Annotated in this window: 12 protein-coding genes; 4 read left to right on the top strand and 8 right to left on the bottom strand. The window is 65.4% G+C overall.

The window, feature by feature from the left end; all coding sequences use genetic code 11:
- Nucleotides 1–80: 80 nt before the first annotated feature.
- Nucleotides 81–1,601 (bottom strand): aldehyde dehydrogenase family protein, encoded by a 1,521-nt coding sequence (locus tag IEI94_RS07255; RefSeq protein ID WP_191166648.1) that lies wholly within the window; start codon nucleotides 1,599–1,601, stop codon nucleotides 81–83.
- Nucleotides 1,602–1,762: 161 nt separating this feature from the next.
- On the opposite strand from IEI94_RS07255, the gene IEI94_RS07250 reads away from it, so the two are divergent.
- Both IEI94_RS07250 and IEI94_RS07245 read left to right on the top strand, forming a co-directional pair.
- A complete protein-coding gene (locus IEI94_RS07250; protein WP_191166647.1) occupies nucleotides 1,763–2,407 on the top strand; it encodes a response regulator in 645 nt (214 codons plus the stop codon).
- A gap of 98 nt (nucleotides 2,408–2,505) precedes the next feature.
- The gene (locus IEI94_RS07245; protein WP_224749988.1) at nucleotides 2,506–3,795 is read left to right on the top strand and encodes a PQQ-dependent sugar dehydrogenase; all 1,290 of its coding nucleotides are present in this window, start codon (nucleotides 2,506–2,508) and stop codon (nucleotides 3,793–3,795) included.
- Nucleotides 3,796–3,827: 32 nt separating this feature from the next.
- Here the strand turns inward: IEI94_RS07245 and IEI94_RS07240 are convergent, their stop codons facing one another.
- The 3 genes from IEI94_RS07240 to IEI94_RS07230 form a co-directional block, all read right to left on the bottom strand.
- On the bottom strand, nucleotides 3,828–5,342 hold the full coding sequence (locus IEI94_RS07240) for a hybrid sensor histidine kinase/response regulator (protein WP_191166646.1): 1,515 nt from the start codon (nucleotides 5,340–5,342) through the stop codon (nucleotides 3,828–3,830).
- Complete coding sequence (nosP, locus tag IEI94_RS07235; RefSeq protein ID WP_191166645.1) at nucleotides 5,269–6,459, bottom strand: nitric oxide-sensing protein NosP; 1,191 nt, start codon at nucleotides 6,457–6,459, stop codon at nucleotides 5,269–5,271. Before nosP ends, IEI94_RS07240 begins: the two co-directional genes overlap by 74 nt.
- A gap of 65 nt (nucleotides 6,460–6,524) precedes the next feature.
- Nucleotides 6,525–8,153 carry an alpha/beta hydrolase gene (locus IEI94_RS07230; RefSeq protein ID WP_191166644.1) on the bottom strand — a complete coding sequence of 543 codons (1,629 nt, stop codon included), beginning with the start codon at nucleotides 8,151–8,153 and terminating at the stop codon, nucleotides 6,525–6,527.
- A 521-nt stretch (nucleotides 8,154–8,674) separates the two neighbouring features.
- On the opposite strand from IEI94_RS07230, the gene IEI94_RS07225 reads away from it, so the two are divergent.
- A complete protein-coding gene (locus tag IEI94_RS07225) occupies nucleotides 8,675–10,360 on the top strand; it encodes a methyl-accepting chemotaxis protein (RefSeq protein WP_191166643.1) in 1,686 nt (561 codons plus the stop codon).
- A 69-nt stretch (nucleotides 10,361–10,429) separates the two neighbouring features.
- Here IEI94_RS07225 and IEI94_RS07220 read toward each other — a convergent pair whose 3' ends face one another.
- From IEI94_RS07220 to ptsP, 4 genes are all read right to left on the bottom strand, one after another.
- Complete coding sequence (locus tag IEI94_RS07220; RefSeq protein WP_191166642.1) at nucleotides 10,430–11,008, bottom strand: antibiotic biosynthesis monooxygenase; 579 nt, start codon at nucleotides 11,006–11,008, stop codon at nucleotides 10,430–10,432.
- Between the two features lie 271 nt (nucleotides 11,009–11,279).
- The gene (locus tag IEI94_RS07215) at nucleotides 11,280–13,022 is read right to left on the bottom strand and encodes a PTS fructose-like transporter subunit IIB (protein WP_191166641.1); all 1,743 of its coding nucleotides are present in this window, start codon (nucleotides 13,020–13,022) and stop codon (nucleotides 11,280–11,282) included.
- Entirely contained in the window at nucleotides 13,019–13,993 is a 975-nt protein-coding gene (gene pfkB / locus IEI94_RS07210; RefSeq protein WP_191166640.1) for a 1-phosphofructokinase, read from the bottom strand. Before pfkB ends, IEI94_RS07215 begins: the two co-directional genes overlap by 4 nt.
- The gene (gene ptsP, locus IEI94_RS07205) at nucleotides 13,993–16,860 is read right to left on the bottom strand and encodes a phosphoenolpyruvate--protein phosphotransferase (protein WP_191166639.1); all 2,868 of its coding nucleotides are present in this window, start codon (nucleotides 16,858–16,860) and stop codon (nucleotides 13,993–13,995) included. The genes pfkB and ptsP overlap by 1 nt, the downstream gene beginning before the upstream one ends.
- A 258-nt stretch (nucleotides 16,861–17,118) precedes the next feature.
- Here ptsP and cra point away from each other — a divergent pair, with 258 nt between their 5' ends.
- Nucleotides 17,119–18,129 carry a catabolite repressor/activator gene (cra, locus tag IEI94_RS07200; protein WP_191166638.1) on the top strand — a complete coding sequence of 337 codons (1,011 nt, stop codon included), beginning with the start codon at nucleotides 17,119–17,121 and terminating at the stop codon, nucleotides 18,127–18,129.
- The last annotated feature ends 85 nt before the right edge of the window (nucleotides 18,130–18,214 follow it).

The raw sequence follows: 18,214 nt of genomic DNA, 5'->3' as shown, positions 1-18,214 counted from the left end.
TTGACAGGGCACACCCATAAACAACCGGGGCGCGACAGCGTCGCGCCCCGGAGGATGGTGCAGCAACCCTCACATTTACATCAGAAAAATCCCAGCGGATTGATGTCGTAGCTGACCAGCAGGTTCTTGGTCTGCTGGTAGTGCTCCAGCGCCATCTTGTGGGTCTCACGCCCCACCCCCGACTTCTTGTAGCCACCGAAAGCGGCGTGAGCCGGGTACTGGTGGTAGCAGTTGGTCCACACTCGACCAGCCTGGATGGCGCGCCCCATGCGGAAGGCGACATTCATATCGCGGCTCCACACCCCGGCGCCAAGGCCGAACTCGGTGTCATTGGCGATGGCCAGCGCTTCGGCTTCATCCTTGAAGGTGGTGACCGCCACCACCGGGCCGAAGATCTCCTCCTGGAAGACCCGCATGCTGTTGTTGCCCTTGAGCAGGGTCGGCTGGATGTAGTAGCCCTTGTCGTAGGCCGAATCGAAGCGCTCCTTGTCGCCCCCGGTGAGAAACTCGGCGCCTTCGTCGCGGGCGATGTCCATGTACGACATGATCTTGTCGAACTGCTCCTGGGAGGCCTGAGCCCCCACCTGGACATCGGTATCCAGCGGGTTGCCGCGCTTGATCGCACGGGTGCGCTCCATCACCTTGGCCATGAACGGCTCATACATCTCCTCCTGGATCAGCGCCCGCGACGGACAGGTGCACACCTCGCCCTGGTTGAAGAAGGCCAGCACCAGCCCCTCCACCGCCTTGTCGATAAACTCGGGCTCGGCGTTCATGATGTCGGCGAAATAGATGTTCGGCGACTTGCCGCCCAGTTCCACGGTGGAGGGAATGATGTTCTCTGCCGCGCACTTGAGGATATGCGAACCGACCGGGGTGGAGCCAGTGAAGGCGATCTTGGCGATGCGCTTGCTGGTGGCCAGCGCCTGGCCAGCCTCGGCGCCATAGCCGTTGACGATATTCAGGACTCCAGGCGGCAGCAGGTCGCCGACCAGTTCCATCAGCACCAGAATCGAGGCCGGCGTCTGCTCGGCGGGCTTGAGCACCACGCAGTTGCCGGCGGCCAGGGCCGGGCCGAGCTTCCAGCAGGCCATCAGGATCGGGAAGTTCCAGGGAATGATCTGACCGACCACCCCGAGCGGCTCATGGAAGTGATAGGCCACGGTGTTGGCGTCGATATCCGCTGCCGTACCCTCCTGGGCACGAATGCAGCCGGCAAAATAGCGGAAGTGGTCCACCGCCAGCGGGATATCGGCATTCAGCGTCTCGCGTACCGCCTTGCCGTTGTCCCAGGTCTCGGCAACCGCCAGCATCTCGAGATTCTGCTCGATACGATCGGCGATCTTGAGCAGGATATTGCTGCGCTCGGCGGCAGAGGTCTTGCCCCAGGCCGGGGCCGCCTGGTGTGCGGCATCCAGTGCCTTGTCGATATCCTCGGCGGTGGAGCGCGGAATCTCGCAGAACACTTCACCGTTGACCGGGCTGACGTTGTCGAAGTACTGACCCTTGACCGGCGGCACGAACTCACCGCCGATATAGTTGCCGTAGCGCTTGGCGAAACTGACCTTGGCATCGGGCATGCCGGGATTGGCATAGATCATGGCGTTGCTCCTGTCGGTTGTGGCTATTGTCGTTATGGGTGATGCTCGTCTCAGTGTTGGACAGGCTGGCAGTTCGCGACATACTGCCATGGCAGGAGCCGGCCTCCTCCCTTGGTAGGAGGCGCCTATCTCACCCGCCATGAACGAGGAGCACGTCACGCATGTACCGGCTGCTGGTCGCCGACGACCACCCCCTGTTTCGCGAAGCGATGGTGGCAGTGATCGCCCGCGGACTCAGCGGCAGCGAGACCCTAGAGGCCGCCAGCCTCGCCGCTGCCCTCAGCGTCGCCGCGCAGCACGACGACCTCGATCTGGCACTGCTCGATCTTGGCCTGCCAGATGCCGAGGGGCTCAGCGGCCTGGCCCAACTGCGCCAGGCCGCGCCCTGGCTGCCGGTGGTGATCGTCTCCGCTGAACAGCATAAACAGACGATTCTCGAAGCGCTGAACCTCGGCGCGGTGGGCTATATCCCCAAGTCGACCCCGCGTGATGCGCTGCTCGCCGCCCTCCAGCAGATTCTCGCCGGCCAGGTCTACCTGCCGCCGGATATCATGCGCGCCACCAGCCAGCCAGCCCTGCCCACCCGCAGCCCCCCGCCCGGCGAGCTGGACTTGCTCACCGACAAGCAGCGCGAGGTGCTGGCGCACATGGTCAAGGGCGAGTCCAACAAGATGATCGCCTACCGCCTCGATATCGCCGAGACCACCGTCAAAACCCATGTCTCGGCGATCCTGCGTAAGCTCAGGGTCAGCAGCCGGGTACAGGCCATTCTGCTCGCTAGCGAGCATGATCACGCTGCCCGTTAGCCGGCGATACTTGCAGCCCCGGGGAGGCTTTTCTAGCCTGAAGGCAGGGCATGGACTGCCCGTGCCCAACCTCTAATCGCTGCAAGGAGCACCGCGATATGTCGTTACACGCCCCCTCAGAGCGTTTCCTTCTGCCCCTCTCGCGTCTGACCCTCGCGATCATGCTGGCCAGCGCCTACGGCATGGCCAACGCCGACGAGAACGACAACGGCACCAGTGACAACGACGACGAACGCGCCGGGATCAGCGTGGTCGACGACGAGATCATCACCGACTACGACAGCGACGAAGTCACACTGCGTGTGACACAGCTCGTCAGCGGCCTTGAGCACCCCTGGTCACTGGCCTGGCTGCCCGACGGGCGGATGCTGGTGACTGAACGTCCCGGCAACCTCTACCTGATCGACGGCGACGACGCGGTCGCACTCGACAACCTGCCGGACATCGATACCGACGAAGACCAGCTCACCGCGCCGGAAGGCGGTAATCAGGGCGGTCTGCTGGACGTCGCCGTGCATCCCGAGTATGACGACAACGGCTGGATCTACTTTACCTACTCGAGCCCCGGCGATGACGATGGCATCACCAGCGACGACGACTACGGCACCGCCACTGCCCTGGCTCGGGCACGCATCGACGAAGAGAGCGCAGAACTGACCGATGTCGAGACGCTTTACGCCCAGTCGCCGCTTACCGAACCGGGCCGCCACTACGGCTCACGGATCCTGTTCCCCGGTGACGGCAGCGTGCTGTTCTCGATCGGCGACCGCGGCCTGCGCTACCCGTCTCAGGATCTTACCGACCCGGCCGGTTCGCTGATCCGGCTACTCGAAGATGGCGGCGCCCATCCCGACAACCCCTTCGTCGAGGTGCCGCCGGACAACCTGCGCCCGGAGATCTACTCCTTCGGGCATCGCAACAAACAGGGGCTTGCCATTCAGCCCGGCAGCGGTGAACTGTGGGCCATTGACCACGGCCCCTCCGGCGGGGATCTGCTCTATCGGCTCGAGGCGGGTGCCAACTATGGCTGGCCTCAGGTCGCCTTCGGTAGCAACTACAGTACCGGCGAGTTCATCGGCATCGGTCAGGAGGCGCCAGGCGTGACGCCGCCAGCCCACTGGTGGGAAGACTCCATGGCCCCCTCCGGGATGGCGTTCTACGACGGCGGAGACATCGCCGAGTGGCAGGGCAATCTGTTCGTCGGCTCGCTCTACCGCGGGCAGCTGCACCGGTTGGTGCTCGACGGCGACAGCGTGGCCCATGAAGAAGTGCTGCTCGACGAAGAACTCGGCCGCATCCGCGATGTGCGCCAAGGGCCGGACGGCATGCTCTACGTGCTCACCGACGAGTCCGATGGCGGGCTCTATCGCCTGTCGCCGGCCGATTGAGGGCACTCGGCCGCCATCGGGTTGGCCGGCCTTCAGTTGGAGGAGTCGCCGGGTGCAGCCGCTACGCACTGCAGTAGCGCCATCTTCAAGCGCAGCGGCTTGAGCGGCTTGAGCAAGCAGCGATAGCCGCGCTCCCGAACCCGCGCCTTGAGTGCCGCATCGTGATTGGCCGTGATCATCACCACCGGCAGGCGTGGAAAGCGACGCTGCAGCATCGCCGCCACCTCCAGCCCATCGGGCTGATGCTCGTCGAGGTGATAGTCGATAATCAGCGCATCGGCAGCGCCGGCCAACCCGCCGCTGCGGGTCAGGGCCGCCAGCGAGCGCCCCGTGGCCACCTCGCACCCCCAGCCACCCAGCAGCGCCTGCATGCCTTCGCAGATCGCCGGATCGTTGTCGATCACCCAGATTCGCGCACCGGCCAGCGGCGCCGCTCCCGGCAGCGCCTCTGGAAATATGCTTGACGAAGGCGCCTGCCGCTGGCCGTAGGGCACCAGAATCGAGAAGCGCGAGCCGCGGCCCGGGATTGATGTCAGCGCCAGGCGGTGACCGAGCATACCGCTGATGCGGTCGACGATCGCCAGTCCCAGGCCCAGACCGCGGTCGCTCTGCTGGCGGCCCGCTTCGCCGCGGCGAAACTCGAGGAAGATCTCCTCGCGCTGGGTGTCCTCGATGCCGCTGCCGGTATCGGCGACCACGATTTCGAGCCCCTGGGGGCGTCGTCGGCAGCCAAGCAGGATACGGCCATGCAGAGTATAGCGGATGGCGTTGCTGAGCAGATTGCGCACCACCCGTGCCAGCAGCGCCAGGTCGGAATCGATCACCGCCGAGGGTGACACGTAACGCAGCGTCAGTCCGCGAGCCGCGGCCACCTGGCGATACTCCTCGGCCAGTGCGTCGAGCAGCTCGGCGGCAGGGAAAGGCGCGACATCGGGCTTGAGCACGCCAGCGTCGAGGCGCGAGATATCCACCAAAGTCCCCAGCAGGGTCTCGACGTCCTTGAGCGAACGACCGATGTGGCTCACCAGCCGCCGCGACTCCGCCGGCTGCGCGGGGTCGTCAAGCTGGTCGCCAAGTGCGGTGGTGAACAGTCGTGCCGCATTGAGTGGCTGCAGCAGATCGTGGCTGACGGCGGCCAGAAACTTGGTCTTGGAGAGGTTGGCCGCTTCGGCTTCGGCCTTGGCGTCGCGCAGCCGCCGCTCGGTTTCGCCGCGCACCGCGATCTCCTCACGCAGCTTGGTATTTACCGACCCCAGCTCGGCATTGACCTGACTCAGTTCATCGAGGGTACGGTGCAGGGTCTCGGTACGCTCACGTACCTGCTCGGCCAGCAGCACCGCATGTTCGAATGCGGCATACGGTGCACCGCCGACTACCCCGCTGGACTCGACGCGCTCGATCAGCGCCGCGCACACCTTGCGCAGCCGAGCATTCTCCTCGGCCAATGCCCGCTCGTTGGGCGACAGCGACGACTCAGCGGGGGGCTCGGTCGGCGCCGGGGCGCCCAAGCACAACCCCGGTGAAGGTCTGGTTGATGTGCATGCCATGGTGCTGCTCCCCGTAGGTGTTGAAGCCGATCACGCGCTGCCTGCATAGCAGTGCCGAGGCTGCACTGAGGTTGCCCAGCGCCTCGATCTCCAGGCGCCTCAGGAAACAGTCGAGGCCAATGATCAGCTCGGGCTCGCCAAGCCGCTCCGCCAGGTCGTCGAACACCGCCTCGAGATCCGGCAGAATCGGTGCCGGGGTCATCGCTGTCAGCACGATGCCGTTCTCCACCGCACAGTAGAAGCTCAGGCTGCCGTCATCGTTGACGCGCTGAATCGAGCGCACGAAGTAGCTCTCGCCAATCCGCACCGCCAGCGGGTAGCGGGCAAACACTGCATCATCAAGCGCCTGGCGTGGACACCCCACCAGCCGTGCATACTCCTCGGCGGCCGGCGCGGCATTGAGTTCGATCACGCGGCGGCGCTCACGATCGGCATGGGTCACCACCAGCTTTTCGCTGCGCGGCCGCAAATGGTGAGTGGTGAAGACCTCGAACGGCAGGCGGGTGGTGAACATCACCACCACCGCGGCCTGGTCATGAAAGCGACCGGCACTGTAGACGTGAGTGTGCGCCAGGCGGTTATCGTCACCGGCGGAACCACCGAAGCTGGGGATGCTGCCAAGTGCCGCACCGAGGGTCGCCAGCACCTGCTCCTCGCAGCTGGAGAGACCATCGAGCAGGGTCAGGGCGAAGTGTTCCCCGCCTGGGGGCGACTGGCGGCGGGCCTCGGCAAGCAAACCCTCGGTAACGCGCTGGGCACGCACCAGGTCGAAGCCCTCCAGCTCGTCGATCAACGCCACCCCAATGCCGAAATGGCGAGCATCGAAGCCAACGGCGACAATGCCGCCACGGTCATAGCCCTCGGGGGTAATCTCACCGGCAGTGGTACAGCCGCTGATCGGCACCCCCGCAAAGGCCGCATCGAGTGCCTTGCCCAACGGCGTCAGCGCATACTCGGCGCTGACGAAGAACAGCACGAAGCCCAGTTGCGAATGGCGCAGCACAGCGGCCAGTTCATTGGCCGCACGCTGAGGGTCGCGGGCGTGGCTGACGGCGGTACGCACCGCCGTCTGGTGATCGTTGGCGGCAAGCGGGTCAGCGAGTGGCGCTTCGAGCATGGCGGCGATCCTGCACGGGTTTCCTGCAGTGTATGTCGCCGCTGTCGTGCTTCACAATGCCACCGCTAACGGCGGGCGGCGAACAGCGCCTTGAGGCGCTCCACCTCTTCGGGGCTCCACTCCTCGGGCTCGATCAGCGCCATCCAGGCCTCGATATAGTGCTCGGCGGCGATCTCGTGGCCATAGCCAGGCGGCGCGGTACCGGCGGCGAGATCGGCCAGCAGCTGCAGACCGGTGACCACCGGGTACCAGGTCAGGTCCTGTGAGACATCCGGTCCGCGCGGGGCCTGCAGCCACTCCGGCTCGCGGTAGAGCGCCTCGGGCTCGAAGAAGGTCACCGGATCGCTGGCGTACTGCAGGTAGGCGATGCGGAAGTCGCCCCACTCCGCTGCGCCGTCGTCGAGACCGCCGTCCTGATTCATGAAGCGCACCACGGCACCGTCGCGGAAGCGCGGCAGCCAGGCCGGCGAGCCGTCATCACGATCACGGGTCATGGCCCGCCAGGTGGGGCTGCGAAACGGGGGTCCGCTCCACAGCGCCCCGTCGAAGGGGTCATCGATAATGTCGTAGATATCGAAGGAGTGGTCCGAATTGAGCGCCCCGAGACTCAGCCCATGCAGATATAGCGCGGGCCGCTGGTCATCGGGCAGCGAGGCCCAGTGACGATAGACCGCGTCGAACAGGGCGCGCGCCATCTCTGCGCCATACTCCCCCTCCACCACCAGCGCCAGCGGACTCGGCAGGTAGGAGTACTGGGCGGTCACCGTGGCGATGTCGCCACGCTGCAGATACTCCAGAGTGTTCTGCGCCCCCGGGTCCAGCCAGCCACGGCCGGTGGGCGTGGCCAGCAGCAGCAGCGAGCGTTCGAAGGCCCCCACCCGCTTGAGCTCCTCGAGCGCCAGCTGCGCGCGCTCCTTGGGCGTATCGGCGGCATTCAGGCCAACATAGACCCGCAGCGGCTGCTCGGCAGGCTCGCCCAGGAACGCCTCGATATCGTCTGCCGACGGGCCCGCCGTCACGAAGCGACGGCCACGCAGGCCCAGGGCTTCCCAACTGATCAGCGATGCCTCGCTGCCGGCCACCTGCGGATCGCTTGGCGGCACCAGATCATCCGGCATCAGCACGTCGACCTGCTGGTAGGAGCGGTCCAGCGCGCGCAGGGTCAAGGTGAAGATAACGCCGTCGATCACCGACCAGAACAGCGCCGCCGCCGCGGCCACGCCGACCACGTGGGAGACCCGGCGCGGCACGACGCGCTGCAGTCGGCGTGAGAGGAAACGGAAGGTGCGGCGAAACAGCCTGGCCAGCAACAGCAGCAGTGCAAAGATCGCCAACGCGATCAAGGCCACACTCAGCGGCCGAGTACCGCTGGCCGGCTCCATCTCCATCAGTACCCGCACGGAATCCTGCCAGCCCGAGGCACGCCACAGAAACGCCACCGCCACCACCGCACAGATACCGGCAGCGATACGCTTGATGCCAAGCGCGCCGCGTGGCCCCGGCACCGGTAGTTCGAGATAGGCCCACAGCCAGCGCATCAGGACACCCAGCGCATAGCCGGCGGAGAACGACAGCCCCGAAATCACCCCCTGAACGACAAAGGTGCGCGGCAGCAAACTCGGCGTCAGCGAAATGGCAAACAGCAGCGTTCCCACCAGCAGCCCAAGCGCCGAGAACTGACGTAGCACCTGCATGTCGATTTCCCCTTTTTCAGACGGCCAACTGCATCTGGACTGGCCAGGCATCGAGACATCGACCAGGCAGGTTACCTAGAGCCCCTCTCCACGTCCAACCGCCAAGCCCGCTCCTCACCGAGCAGATAGGCCAGTTATCGAGGCATAAAAGAGGAGAGCACACAATACAAAGCAACTTGACCGGCTGCTTATAACACAAATATCTAATACTACCAATATCTCAGGTTATGGACTCTACATGTTTCACAACAACCACCAAGACCAACTAGGCAAGACACTTCGACCCACACTCCTTGACTGTCAACAGTAATCAGATACAGCATTTAAAATAAAGAACACTTTATTAAAAATTACTTTAAAAGGTGTCTCTTTATTACCGCCATAAGACTAAAGTCTCGTCTTAAAACGCCGATATAACTCACTACCTGACAACGCTGATATAGAGCCGCCACCAGAGCGACGAAAACTCCCCCACGCGACAAATACAGATGACCTCGGAACCACCATGTTAAGGAACCTACATGACCAAGTTACTAAGTAATCTCTCCGTCAAAGCCAGCCTGACCGGCGTGCTAACTATCTTCTTCATACTCATTCTGGTGGTGGCCGGGCTCGGCTACCAAGGCGGTCGCCTGGGCGGTAACGCCCTCGCCGAACTGGAACGCACCGCGCTGGACAGACTGAACTACCTGAACCTCAGCCGGATCGCTGCTGGCGACACCCAGCGCCACTATCAGAATTTCTGGGACGCCGTTGAAGAGAACGATACGCAGCTCGCCGCCGACCAGGCATCACTGGCGCAAGAGCGGCTGGCCGCGGCCCAGCGCCACTTCGACACCTTCGACTCCTATCGGAGTGAAGCGGATAGCACCCTGGGTGAAGAGGTAACGGCCGACTTTACTGCGCTCGTCAACAACGTGCTCCTCCCTCAGCAAGCTACCGTCGAGCGAGGCGACGAAACGGACTTTCTCGCTCTACTGCCTACGGCTCGCGAGCATAATCAAGCCTTCGCCGCGTCGAGCAGCGCCTACGGCGATTACAGTTACGAATACTCTAACCAGCTGGTTGACGACTACCAGTCGCAGATGTCGCTATACGGCATTATCGACATTGCCGTGCTGATCCTGGCCGCGCTGATGGTGCTGGTCGTGCGTGTCGCTCTGGTGGGCAGCATCGTCAAACCCCTGGACGAAGCGGTCGCGCACTCGGAGCATATTGCCAAGGGCGATCTCTCCCACCCGATTCCCGAGCGTGGCCGCAACGAGCTGGGGCGTCTCTTCTCGGCCATGCAGCATATGCAGGCGGGACTGGCCAAGACCGTGGCCAATGTGCGCGACAGCAGCGGCTCGATTCATATCGGTGCGCGGGAGATCGCCAGTGGCAACACCGACCTGTCAGCGCGTACCGAGGAGCAGGCCGCCTCGCTGCAGGAGACCGCCGCGAGCATGGAGCAGCTCACCGCCACGGTGAAGCAGAACGCCGACAATGCTCGCCAGGCCAGCACCCTGGCCAATGAAGCCTCCACCACCGCAGGCCGCGGCGGCGAGGAGGTCGACCAGGTGATCACCACCATGCACGCCATTGCCGGCAGCTCCAAGAAGGTGGTGGATATCATCAGCGTGATCGACTCGATTGCCTTTCAGACCAATATCCTGGCGCTCAACGCCTCGGTGGAAGCGGCCCGCGCCGGTGAGCAGGGCCGTGGCTTTGCCGTGGTGGCCAGTGAGGTACGCAACCTGGCCAGCCGCAGTGCCGACGCCGCCAAGGAGATCAAGACGCTTATCGAGGCCTCAGCTACTCAGGTAAAAGATGGCTCTGAGCTGGTCGAGAGTGCCGGCGGCACCATCCGCGAGGTCGTCGCGTCGGTGAAACGCGTCAATGACATCATGGACGAGATCTCTGCTGCCTCTCAGGAACAGAGCTCCGGTATCGAGCAGGTCAACCAGGCCGTGTCACAGATGGACGAAGTCACTCAGCAGAACGCGGCGCTGGTTCAAGAGGCCTCGTCGGCCGCTTCTTCACTGGAGGAGCAGGCCGCCAGGCTGGAATCGGTGGTCTCTACCTTCCGGCTCGTCGACGCTGCCTCGTCGCCGTCACGTCCCGCGCTGACCACACAGGCGAGCAGTGCGCCGGCCAAGTCGCTTGACGCACCCGCAGCGCCAAAAGCAAGCCAAAACAAGGCCGAGCTGGAGTGGGACACCTTCTGACAACACCCGTAACCCTCTGACTGTCCTTACTCTCCCTAGGCGGCCCGGATACCGGGCCGCCTTTCTCGTTTACGCCTTGCGCTGGTGCAGCAAACGCCCTAGTTGCTCTCGTACGGTGCACTCGCTGCGCAGCCAGGGCGTCAGCAGCCGAGTCGAGAGGGGAATAAACAGGAACACCATCAGCGGTGTCAGCACCAGGGTGCTGACCAGTACCTGGGCAACCAGCGGCAGCGCGGCAAGCGCACTGCCGGCCAGCAGTTGAAACAGTAGCGACACCGGAAAGAACGCCAGCCAGATCGCTACGGCCTGCTTCCAGCGTGGCGGCGTCTGGCCACTGACGTCGGCAAACCAGCGGTCGAGCCCGATGGCGCGGTGTTCATGAGGCGCCTCGAACAGCCCACGTCCGCGCAGCAGCCAGGCGCGCCGTGAGGCGGAGTGCTCCCAGGCGGCAAGGGTTTGAGTGTCACGGAAGCGAAAGATGATCTGGTATTCATCGTCGCCGGGCGGCGGCGCCAACACGCCTGAGCCGAGATAGCCGGCAAAATCGGCTGCCAGGTCACGGCCTTCATTGAGCCAGGCGATAAAGGCACGGTAGCGGCCATCAGCCACACGGCGCGCCACCATCAGGGTCACGGGGGCGGTAGACATTGTGTATCTCCTGTTTCGTCGGCAGTGCGGGTAGCGCCGCCGAGCGGACGAACGGCCTGGGTAAAGGCCGTCGTTTCCATCTAACATCTAGCAAAAACTACACCATCTTTTTCCAAAATGGCATAAGACCATGATCTAGCCACTATTCGATAAAAAGAATTGAATATCTCGTTCCACCTGAATCATTCCACTGGAAAGAGACGCCTTCCCATCTGGACCCACAATAAAAAGCCGGCACCCGTGGGCACCGGCAAGGCCATGCAAGAGCAGATCAGCCGGTCGCTGCCACCGCCACTGACGCCGCGCCGCGTTTGAGGGCCGCGTAACCAAGCCCCGTGACCAGTGAGCCGATCACGATGGCTGCCAGGTAGAGCAGCACCGGGGAGATGGCGCCAGGGATCATCAGCACGAAGATGCCGCCATGGGGCGCCATCAGCTGGGCGCCGACCAGCATGGAAAGCGCCCCGGTCACCGCACCGCCGGCGATGCAGGCGGGGATCACCCGCAGCGGGTCCTTGGCGGCGAAGGGAATGGCGCCCTCGCTGATAAAGCACAGGCCGAGCACGAAGGAGGCCTTGCCCGCCTCGCGCTCCGGCTGCGAGAACTTGTGACGTGCCACGAAACTGGCGATACCCATGCCGATCGCCGGCACCATCCCGGCGGCCATGATCGCCGCCATCGGCGCATAGGTCTGGGAGGCCAGCAGGCCGACACCAAAGGTGTAAGCGGCCTTGTTGACCGGGCCACCCAGGTCGAAGCACATCATGGCACCGAGCAGGATCCCCAGCAGCACGGCGTTGGTAGCGTCCATGCCGGCCAGGAAGGCGGTCAGCCCAGCCATGATCGCCGCCACCGGCTCACCGATCACATAGATCATGGTCAGACCGGTGACCAGACTCGCCACCAGCGGGATGATCAGGATCGGCTTGAGCGACTCCACGCTGGACGGCAGTTTGACGTAGCGCGCCACCGCCAGCGCTACGTAGCCGGCCAGGAACCCGGCCAGGATGCCGCCGATGAAGCCGGCCTCGATCTCGGCCGCCAGCATGCCGCCGATCATGCCCGGAGCGATGCCGGGCCGGTCGGCGATGGAGTAGGCGATATAGCCGGCCAGTACCGGGATCATCAGCGCGAAGGCGGTACCGCCGCCGATCTGCATCAGCGCCGCCGCCAGGGTCCCCTCCTGCTCGAAGGCATCGATGCCGAACACGAAGGAGAGTGCGATCAGCAGACCGCCGGCCACCACCATCGGCAGCATAAAGGAGACCCCCGTCAGCAGGTGCTTGTAGACACCCACCTCCTTGATGCTCTTGGCCCCTTCGGCGCCGCTGGCGGCGTGCCCCGACTCCTCCACCGCGGCATTGGCCAGCGCCGCCTCGATGGTCGGCTGGGGCCGCTTCAAGGCATTGCCGGTGGAGGTGCGATAGATGCGCTTGCCGGCGAAGCGGGTTGGGTCGACCTCGATGTCGCAGGCCAGCAGCACCACGTCGGCGGCGGCGATCTCCTCCTCGGTAAGCTTGTCCTGAGCGCCCACCGAGCCCTGGGTCTCGACGCGAATCTGGTGCCCCAGCGCCTTGCCGGCCTCGCTGAGCGCCTCTGCCGCCATAAAGGTGTGAGCGACCCCGGTCGGGCAGGCGGTGACGGCGACGATGCGGTTTGTTGCAGGGCTTGCTACCGAGCTGTCGTCGGCCGCCGCATCTGGCTGGAACGCCTCAGCGTCGCGACTGGCCAGCGCGAGGAAGGCATCCGGATCAGGCAGCGCCTGATCGATGGGTGCCTGGTAGAGCCGCTTGCCAGCGAAACGCTGTGGGTCCGGCACCCGCTCGGCAGCCACTACGACCAGGTCGGCGGCAGCGATCGCCTCGGCACTGACCGGGGTCAGCGGCTCGAGCTGACCGTGCATCTCGACGCTGACCTGCCACTGGCGACGTGCCGCGGCCTGCTCCAGGCGGCGAGCGGCAAGGAAGGTGGTCGCCATGCCACTGGGGCAGGCGGTGATCAAGATAATGTTCATGCGAGCGCTCCCCCGCTATCGACGTCGTCGAGGCGACGCACACGGGTCTGTTGTTGGAGTGAAGAGAGATCCTCGGCGTGGACGTTGCCCACTCCGACGTGACGAACCGATTCCGCCGACAGTGCAGTGGCGAAGCCGAGTGCCTGCTGTGGCTCATGACCTTCGAGCACACCGTGCAGCATGCCGGCAACCAGAGTGTCGCCAGCGCCCACGGTGCTGGCCACCGCCACCCGCGGCGGCGTCGCCAGCCAGGTACCGCGGCGACTGACCCACAGCACGCCCTCGGCCCCCGCAGAGATCAACGCTTCCTCGACGCCAGTCGCGTGCAGCCGTAGCGCCGCGGTCAGTCGTTCGGATGGGGTATCCAGCGCCCGGCCGGCCCAGTCGGCGAGTTCCAGCTCGTTGGGCTTGACCGCGGTGGGCCCGGCCCCGATGGTGGCCCTGAGTGCCGCACCGCTGGTGTCGACCCACACCGGCAGGCCGTGGCCGCGCAGCCGCACCACCAGGGCGGCGAGATCCTCGGCAGCGACTCCCGGCGGCAGACTGCCGCCGATCAGTACCGCATCGGGACGCTGGGCGGGATCGCCGGCCAACGCATCGAGGCGTTCGAGCAGCGCCGCGAAGGCCGTCGCATCGATCTCCACGCCCGGCCCGTTGATATCGGTGACCCGGCCGTCATGCTCGGCGACCTTGGCGTTGATGCGCGTTTCCCCGGCGACGCGCAGAAAATCATCGCTGACCCCCATCGCCTCGAAGGCGCGCAGAAAAGGGCCGTCGTTGTCGGCGCCCAGAAAGCCCGAGACGCGCACCTGGTGGCCGAGGGCAGCCAGCACCCGGGCCACATTGACCCCCTTGCCGGCGGCCACGAGATGGGTGGCGTCGGTGCGGTTGACCTGCCCCAATGCAAGACGCGGCAGGCTGATCGCAAGGTCCAGCGCCGGGTTGAGACTGAGAGTGAGGATATTGGCCATCAGCGCGCCTCCAGGGCGTCGCGGACCGCCTCGCTGGTGGACTGCGCCAGCGCCAGCTCGGCCTGGGCTTGTGCCTCGGCAAGATCGACGTCGCGTAGGCGTGCCTTGACCAGCGGCACCTGCCGAGCGCTGACCGACAGCTCGTCGACGCCCAGTCCCACCAGCACCGGTACCGCCATGGCATCGGAGGCCAGTTCGCCGCACACCCCGACCCACTTGCCTTGGGCGTGTGCCGCGTCGACGGTCATCTTGATCAGCCTCAATACCGCAGGATGCAGGCCGTCGGCCTGGGCCGAAAGCTCGGGGTGGCCGCGGTCGATGGCCAGGGTGTACTGGGTCAGGTCGTTGGTACCCACCGAGAAGAAGTCGACCTCGGCGGCCAGGCTCGGCGCAAGCAACGCGCAGGACGGCACCTCGATCATTACCCCCAGTTGCACATCGGTGGCACGCTGGGTGGCGGGAATCTCATCCAGCAGGCGGTCATAGATCGCCTTGACCTGGCGGAACTCGGCAATGTCCTTGACCATCGGCAGCATGATCCGCAGTGGCGTGCCGAGCGCCGCGATCAGCAGCGCTCTCAGCTGGGTCTCCAGCACCTCTGGCTGAGTCAACGCCAGGCGAATGCCGCGCAAACCGAGGAAAGGGTTATCCTCCTGGGGCACCGGCCAATACGGCAGCGGCTTGTCGCCGCCCACGTCGAGGGTGCGCGCCACCAGCGGCCGCCCCTCGAGGGCAGTGATCGCCTGGCGATACTCCTCGATCTGTGTCGAGAGGTCTGGCGCCGACGCATGAGCCATAAAGACAAACTCGGTACGCAGTAGACCAATGCCTTCGGCGCCACGCTCCACCGCATCCGCCGCGTGGGCGGTATTACCCAGATTGGCGGCGACCTCGACACGATGCCCGTCGCGGGTTCTCCCCTCCTCGAAACGCGCCTCCCAGGCAGCCCTTTCGCGTCCCTCGCGCTCCTTGAGTCGCAGCTCGGCGCGGCTGCGGCGCTCCGCCGACGGCGCCGGCGTCACCCGTCCATGCTCGCCATCGAGGATCATCTCGACGCCGTTGTCGAGGGTCAGCACGCGCTGGCCACCCCCCACTACGGCCGGGATGCCCAGCGCTCGCGCCAGGATCGCGCTGTGCGCAGTCGCGCCGCCCCGGGCAGTCAGCAAGCCGCGCACCCGGGTAGTGTCGAGGCGCGCCACGTCGGAAGGACCGACGTCGTCCATCACCAGGATATAGGGATGCTCCGGCGGCTCAGGCAGTTCGACGCGGCACAGCACGCCGAGTACCCGGCGGCCCACATCGCGCAGGTCGGCGGCGCGCTCGGCCAGCAGCCGGTCGGCGAGCATCTCCTGAGCATGAGCCGCGGTCTCGATGGCCTCCCACCAGGCGGCCTCGGCGGAGAGCCCTTCATGGATGCCGTCACGAGCCGCCTGGTGCAGCTCAGGGTCATCGAGCATCTCTTCATGCATCGACAGAATCTCGGCCACCTCGCCCCCCGGAGCACGCTGAACCAGCTCGTCGAGCTGCGCGCAGCTAACGGCAATCGCCTGTTCGAGCCTGGGGATCTCGTGACCGGCCCCCTGGCCGGGGCGCGGATAGTCGAAGCGCGGGGTGCGCATCACGAACACAGGTGCAATGGCCAGCCCCGGCGAGGCGGCTACCGCCAGGTGCGGCGTATCGACCGGGAGCGGCGCCACAACAGGCGTCGAGTCAGAGGCCATGGCAGTATGCTCGCGCCCTTCATCGAAGGGCGCCACTTTCTCGCCAAGCCCGGCGCTGACCGCCGCGCAGACCTCGGCCAGCGCCGCCTCGGCTCCCGTGCCCTCGGCCGAGAACAGCAGCTGCTGGCCGCGCCGCGCGCCGAGGCCGATGACCTTGGTCAGACTCGCAGCCGACACTGCCGCCCCGCTGCCTTCGGCAAGGCGCACCTTGACGGCCATCGGCTGGGCACGCGCCACCTGCACCAGCTGCTTGGCCGGCCGCGCATGCAGGCCGTGGGCATTGAGCACCCTCACCCTCGCCGTCTGCGCACTGGCCGACTCACCGGCCAAGCGCGCCAGCACCTCGGCTTCCCCAAGTCCTGCCAGGGTCTCGCCTGCACCGCCGTCGAGCAACACCGCCAGCCGCTCCAGCAGCGGCCGATGCGCCTCGCCCTGAGCCGCCAGGCAGAATACTCCATTGACCGCACCGTACGCCGAAGCCAGGGGGGCCTCCGGCGTGGCCAGCGCCAGTGCCGGCTGCATGACGCCCGCCTGGCTGCTGGTCAGCCACAGCCCCTGTCCCAATGGTTGAAGGGTGGCTGCGGCGATATCGGCCACGAAGGTACTCTCCACGCATCCCGCCTGGCGCAGCCGTGCGGCGCCGGCCAAGGCCAGCTCGGCGGCATCACGGGCAGGAAATCCCAGGCACAGCGTCTCGGCATCGAGACGCGACTCGACCACCGCCTTGGAAAGCAGCGCGGCAACATCGCCAGCCGCGGTGGCGGCGGCCAGGCGCTCGGCGACGCCGTCACGGTCGAGGACATGGGTCAGCTGACGCAGGATGTCGAGGTGCTCGTCGTTCTGAGCGGCAATGGTGACCAGCACGTGGACACGATTGCCGTCATGCCAGTCGACGCCGCGGGGAAACTGCAGCACCCGCACCCCGGTACGTTTGACATGCTGACGGCTATCCGGCGTGCCGTGGGGAATGGCAATCGCGTTGCCGAGAAAGGTCGACGACTGCGCTTCTCGGGCGTGGAGCCCCTGGCGATAGCCGGCATCGACCAGCCCTGCCGTCTCCAGCGCCTGGGCGGCGGCATCGAGTGCCTCGCGCCAGTCGCTCGCCTGGCAGTCGAGAAGAACGTCGTTATGGCCGAGTGTCAGCATGAGCTGCCTCCTGTGGGTGCCTCCGCGGGCGAAGGGCAAGAAACGGTGTACGACACGCTGCCATTTGACGTGCCTGGATTCCGGCGCTACATCTTATAAGCCCAAGCTGAATCGTGTCACCATTCGTTGGACGTAATGCTGGATCGAGAACATGCTTTTATCAAGCCACAATGCCTACGACTTTGGCAGGGGGCATAAAGCCACATGGGTGGCGTAGAATAAGGAATCCGACGAGTGCCCAAGCCAAGGAAATCCGTCATGACCCTAGCCGAAATCGCCCGACTGGCGGGCGTCTCGCGCACCACGGCGAGCTATGTGATCAACGGCCGGGCCAAAGAGCGACGTATCAGCCAGGACACGGTCGACAAGGTCATGGCTGTCGTTGAACGCCACCACTATCGCATCGATGCCCAGGCTGCCGCGCTGCGGCGTGGTGCCAGCCGAACCCTGGGCCTGATCATTCCCGATCTGGAGAACGCCAGCTATGCGCGACTCGCCAAGCGCCTCGAGCGCGGCGCCCGAGAGCGCGGCTACCAGCTGCTGATCGTCGGCTCCGACGACGACCCCGACAGCGAGCGCGAGCTGGCCAGGGCGCTGCGCGCCCAGCGCTGCGATGCGCTGATCGTCGCCAGCTGTCTGGCCATGGACGACCCTTTCTACGCCGAACTGATGGAGAGCGGGCTGCCGATCATCGCCGTCGACCGCGCCATGGACCCTGCGCACTTCATCAGCGTGGTCAGTAACAACCAGGCCGCCGCGTCGACCCTGACCCGTTCGGTGCTGTCTCCCGAGGTGGAGCGTATCGCCTGGCTGGACGCCGTGCCCCGGCTGTCGATCAGCGTCGAGCGACGCGCTGGCTTCCAGCACGCCCTGGCCGGCGCACCGGCCCAGGCAGTGACCTATAGCGCCGCACGCTACGAGCGCAGCGAGGGGGCACGCCTGATGCGCCAGCTGCTCGACGATCACAGCCTCCCCGATGCCCTGGTCACTGCGTCCTATACGCTACTCGATGGCGTCTTCGACGTCCTGCTAGAGCGCGGCAGTCTGCCCCAGCGGCTGCGTCTGGCGACCTTCGGCGACGACCGCCTGCTGGACTTCCTGCCGCTGGCGGTCAATTCTCTGCCGCAGGATCACGCGCGTATTGCCGAACTGACCCTCAACCGCGCCCTGGCCGCCTGCAAGGATGACTATCACCCCGGCCAGGACGTGGTCGAGCGCAGCCTTCGCCGGCGCCTGCCACAGCTGGCTGATGACCTTCAGATGGTATAGAATACTCAACAAGAGAGCGCCGTAGCGACAGCGCTCTGATTGTGCCCACATCGATCCACCGCCTCTATTTACTTCAAATGGGCGG

Source organism: Halomonas sp. ML-15, from assembly GCF_014779595.1.
In the GTDB taxonomy this organism is placed as follows: domain Bacteria; phylum Pseudomonadota; class Gammaproteobacteria; order Pseudomonadales; family Halomonadaceae; genus Franzmannia.
The sequence above is the reverse complement of the archived record's forward strand: the minus strand, read 5'-3'. Positions and strand labels throughout refer to the sequence as shown.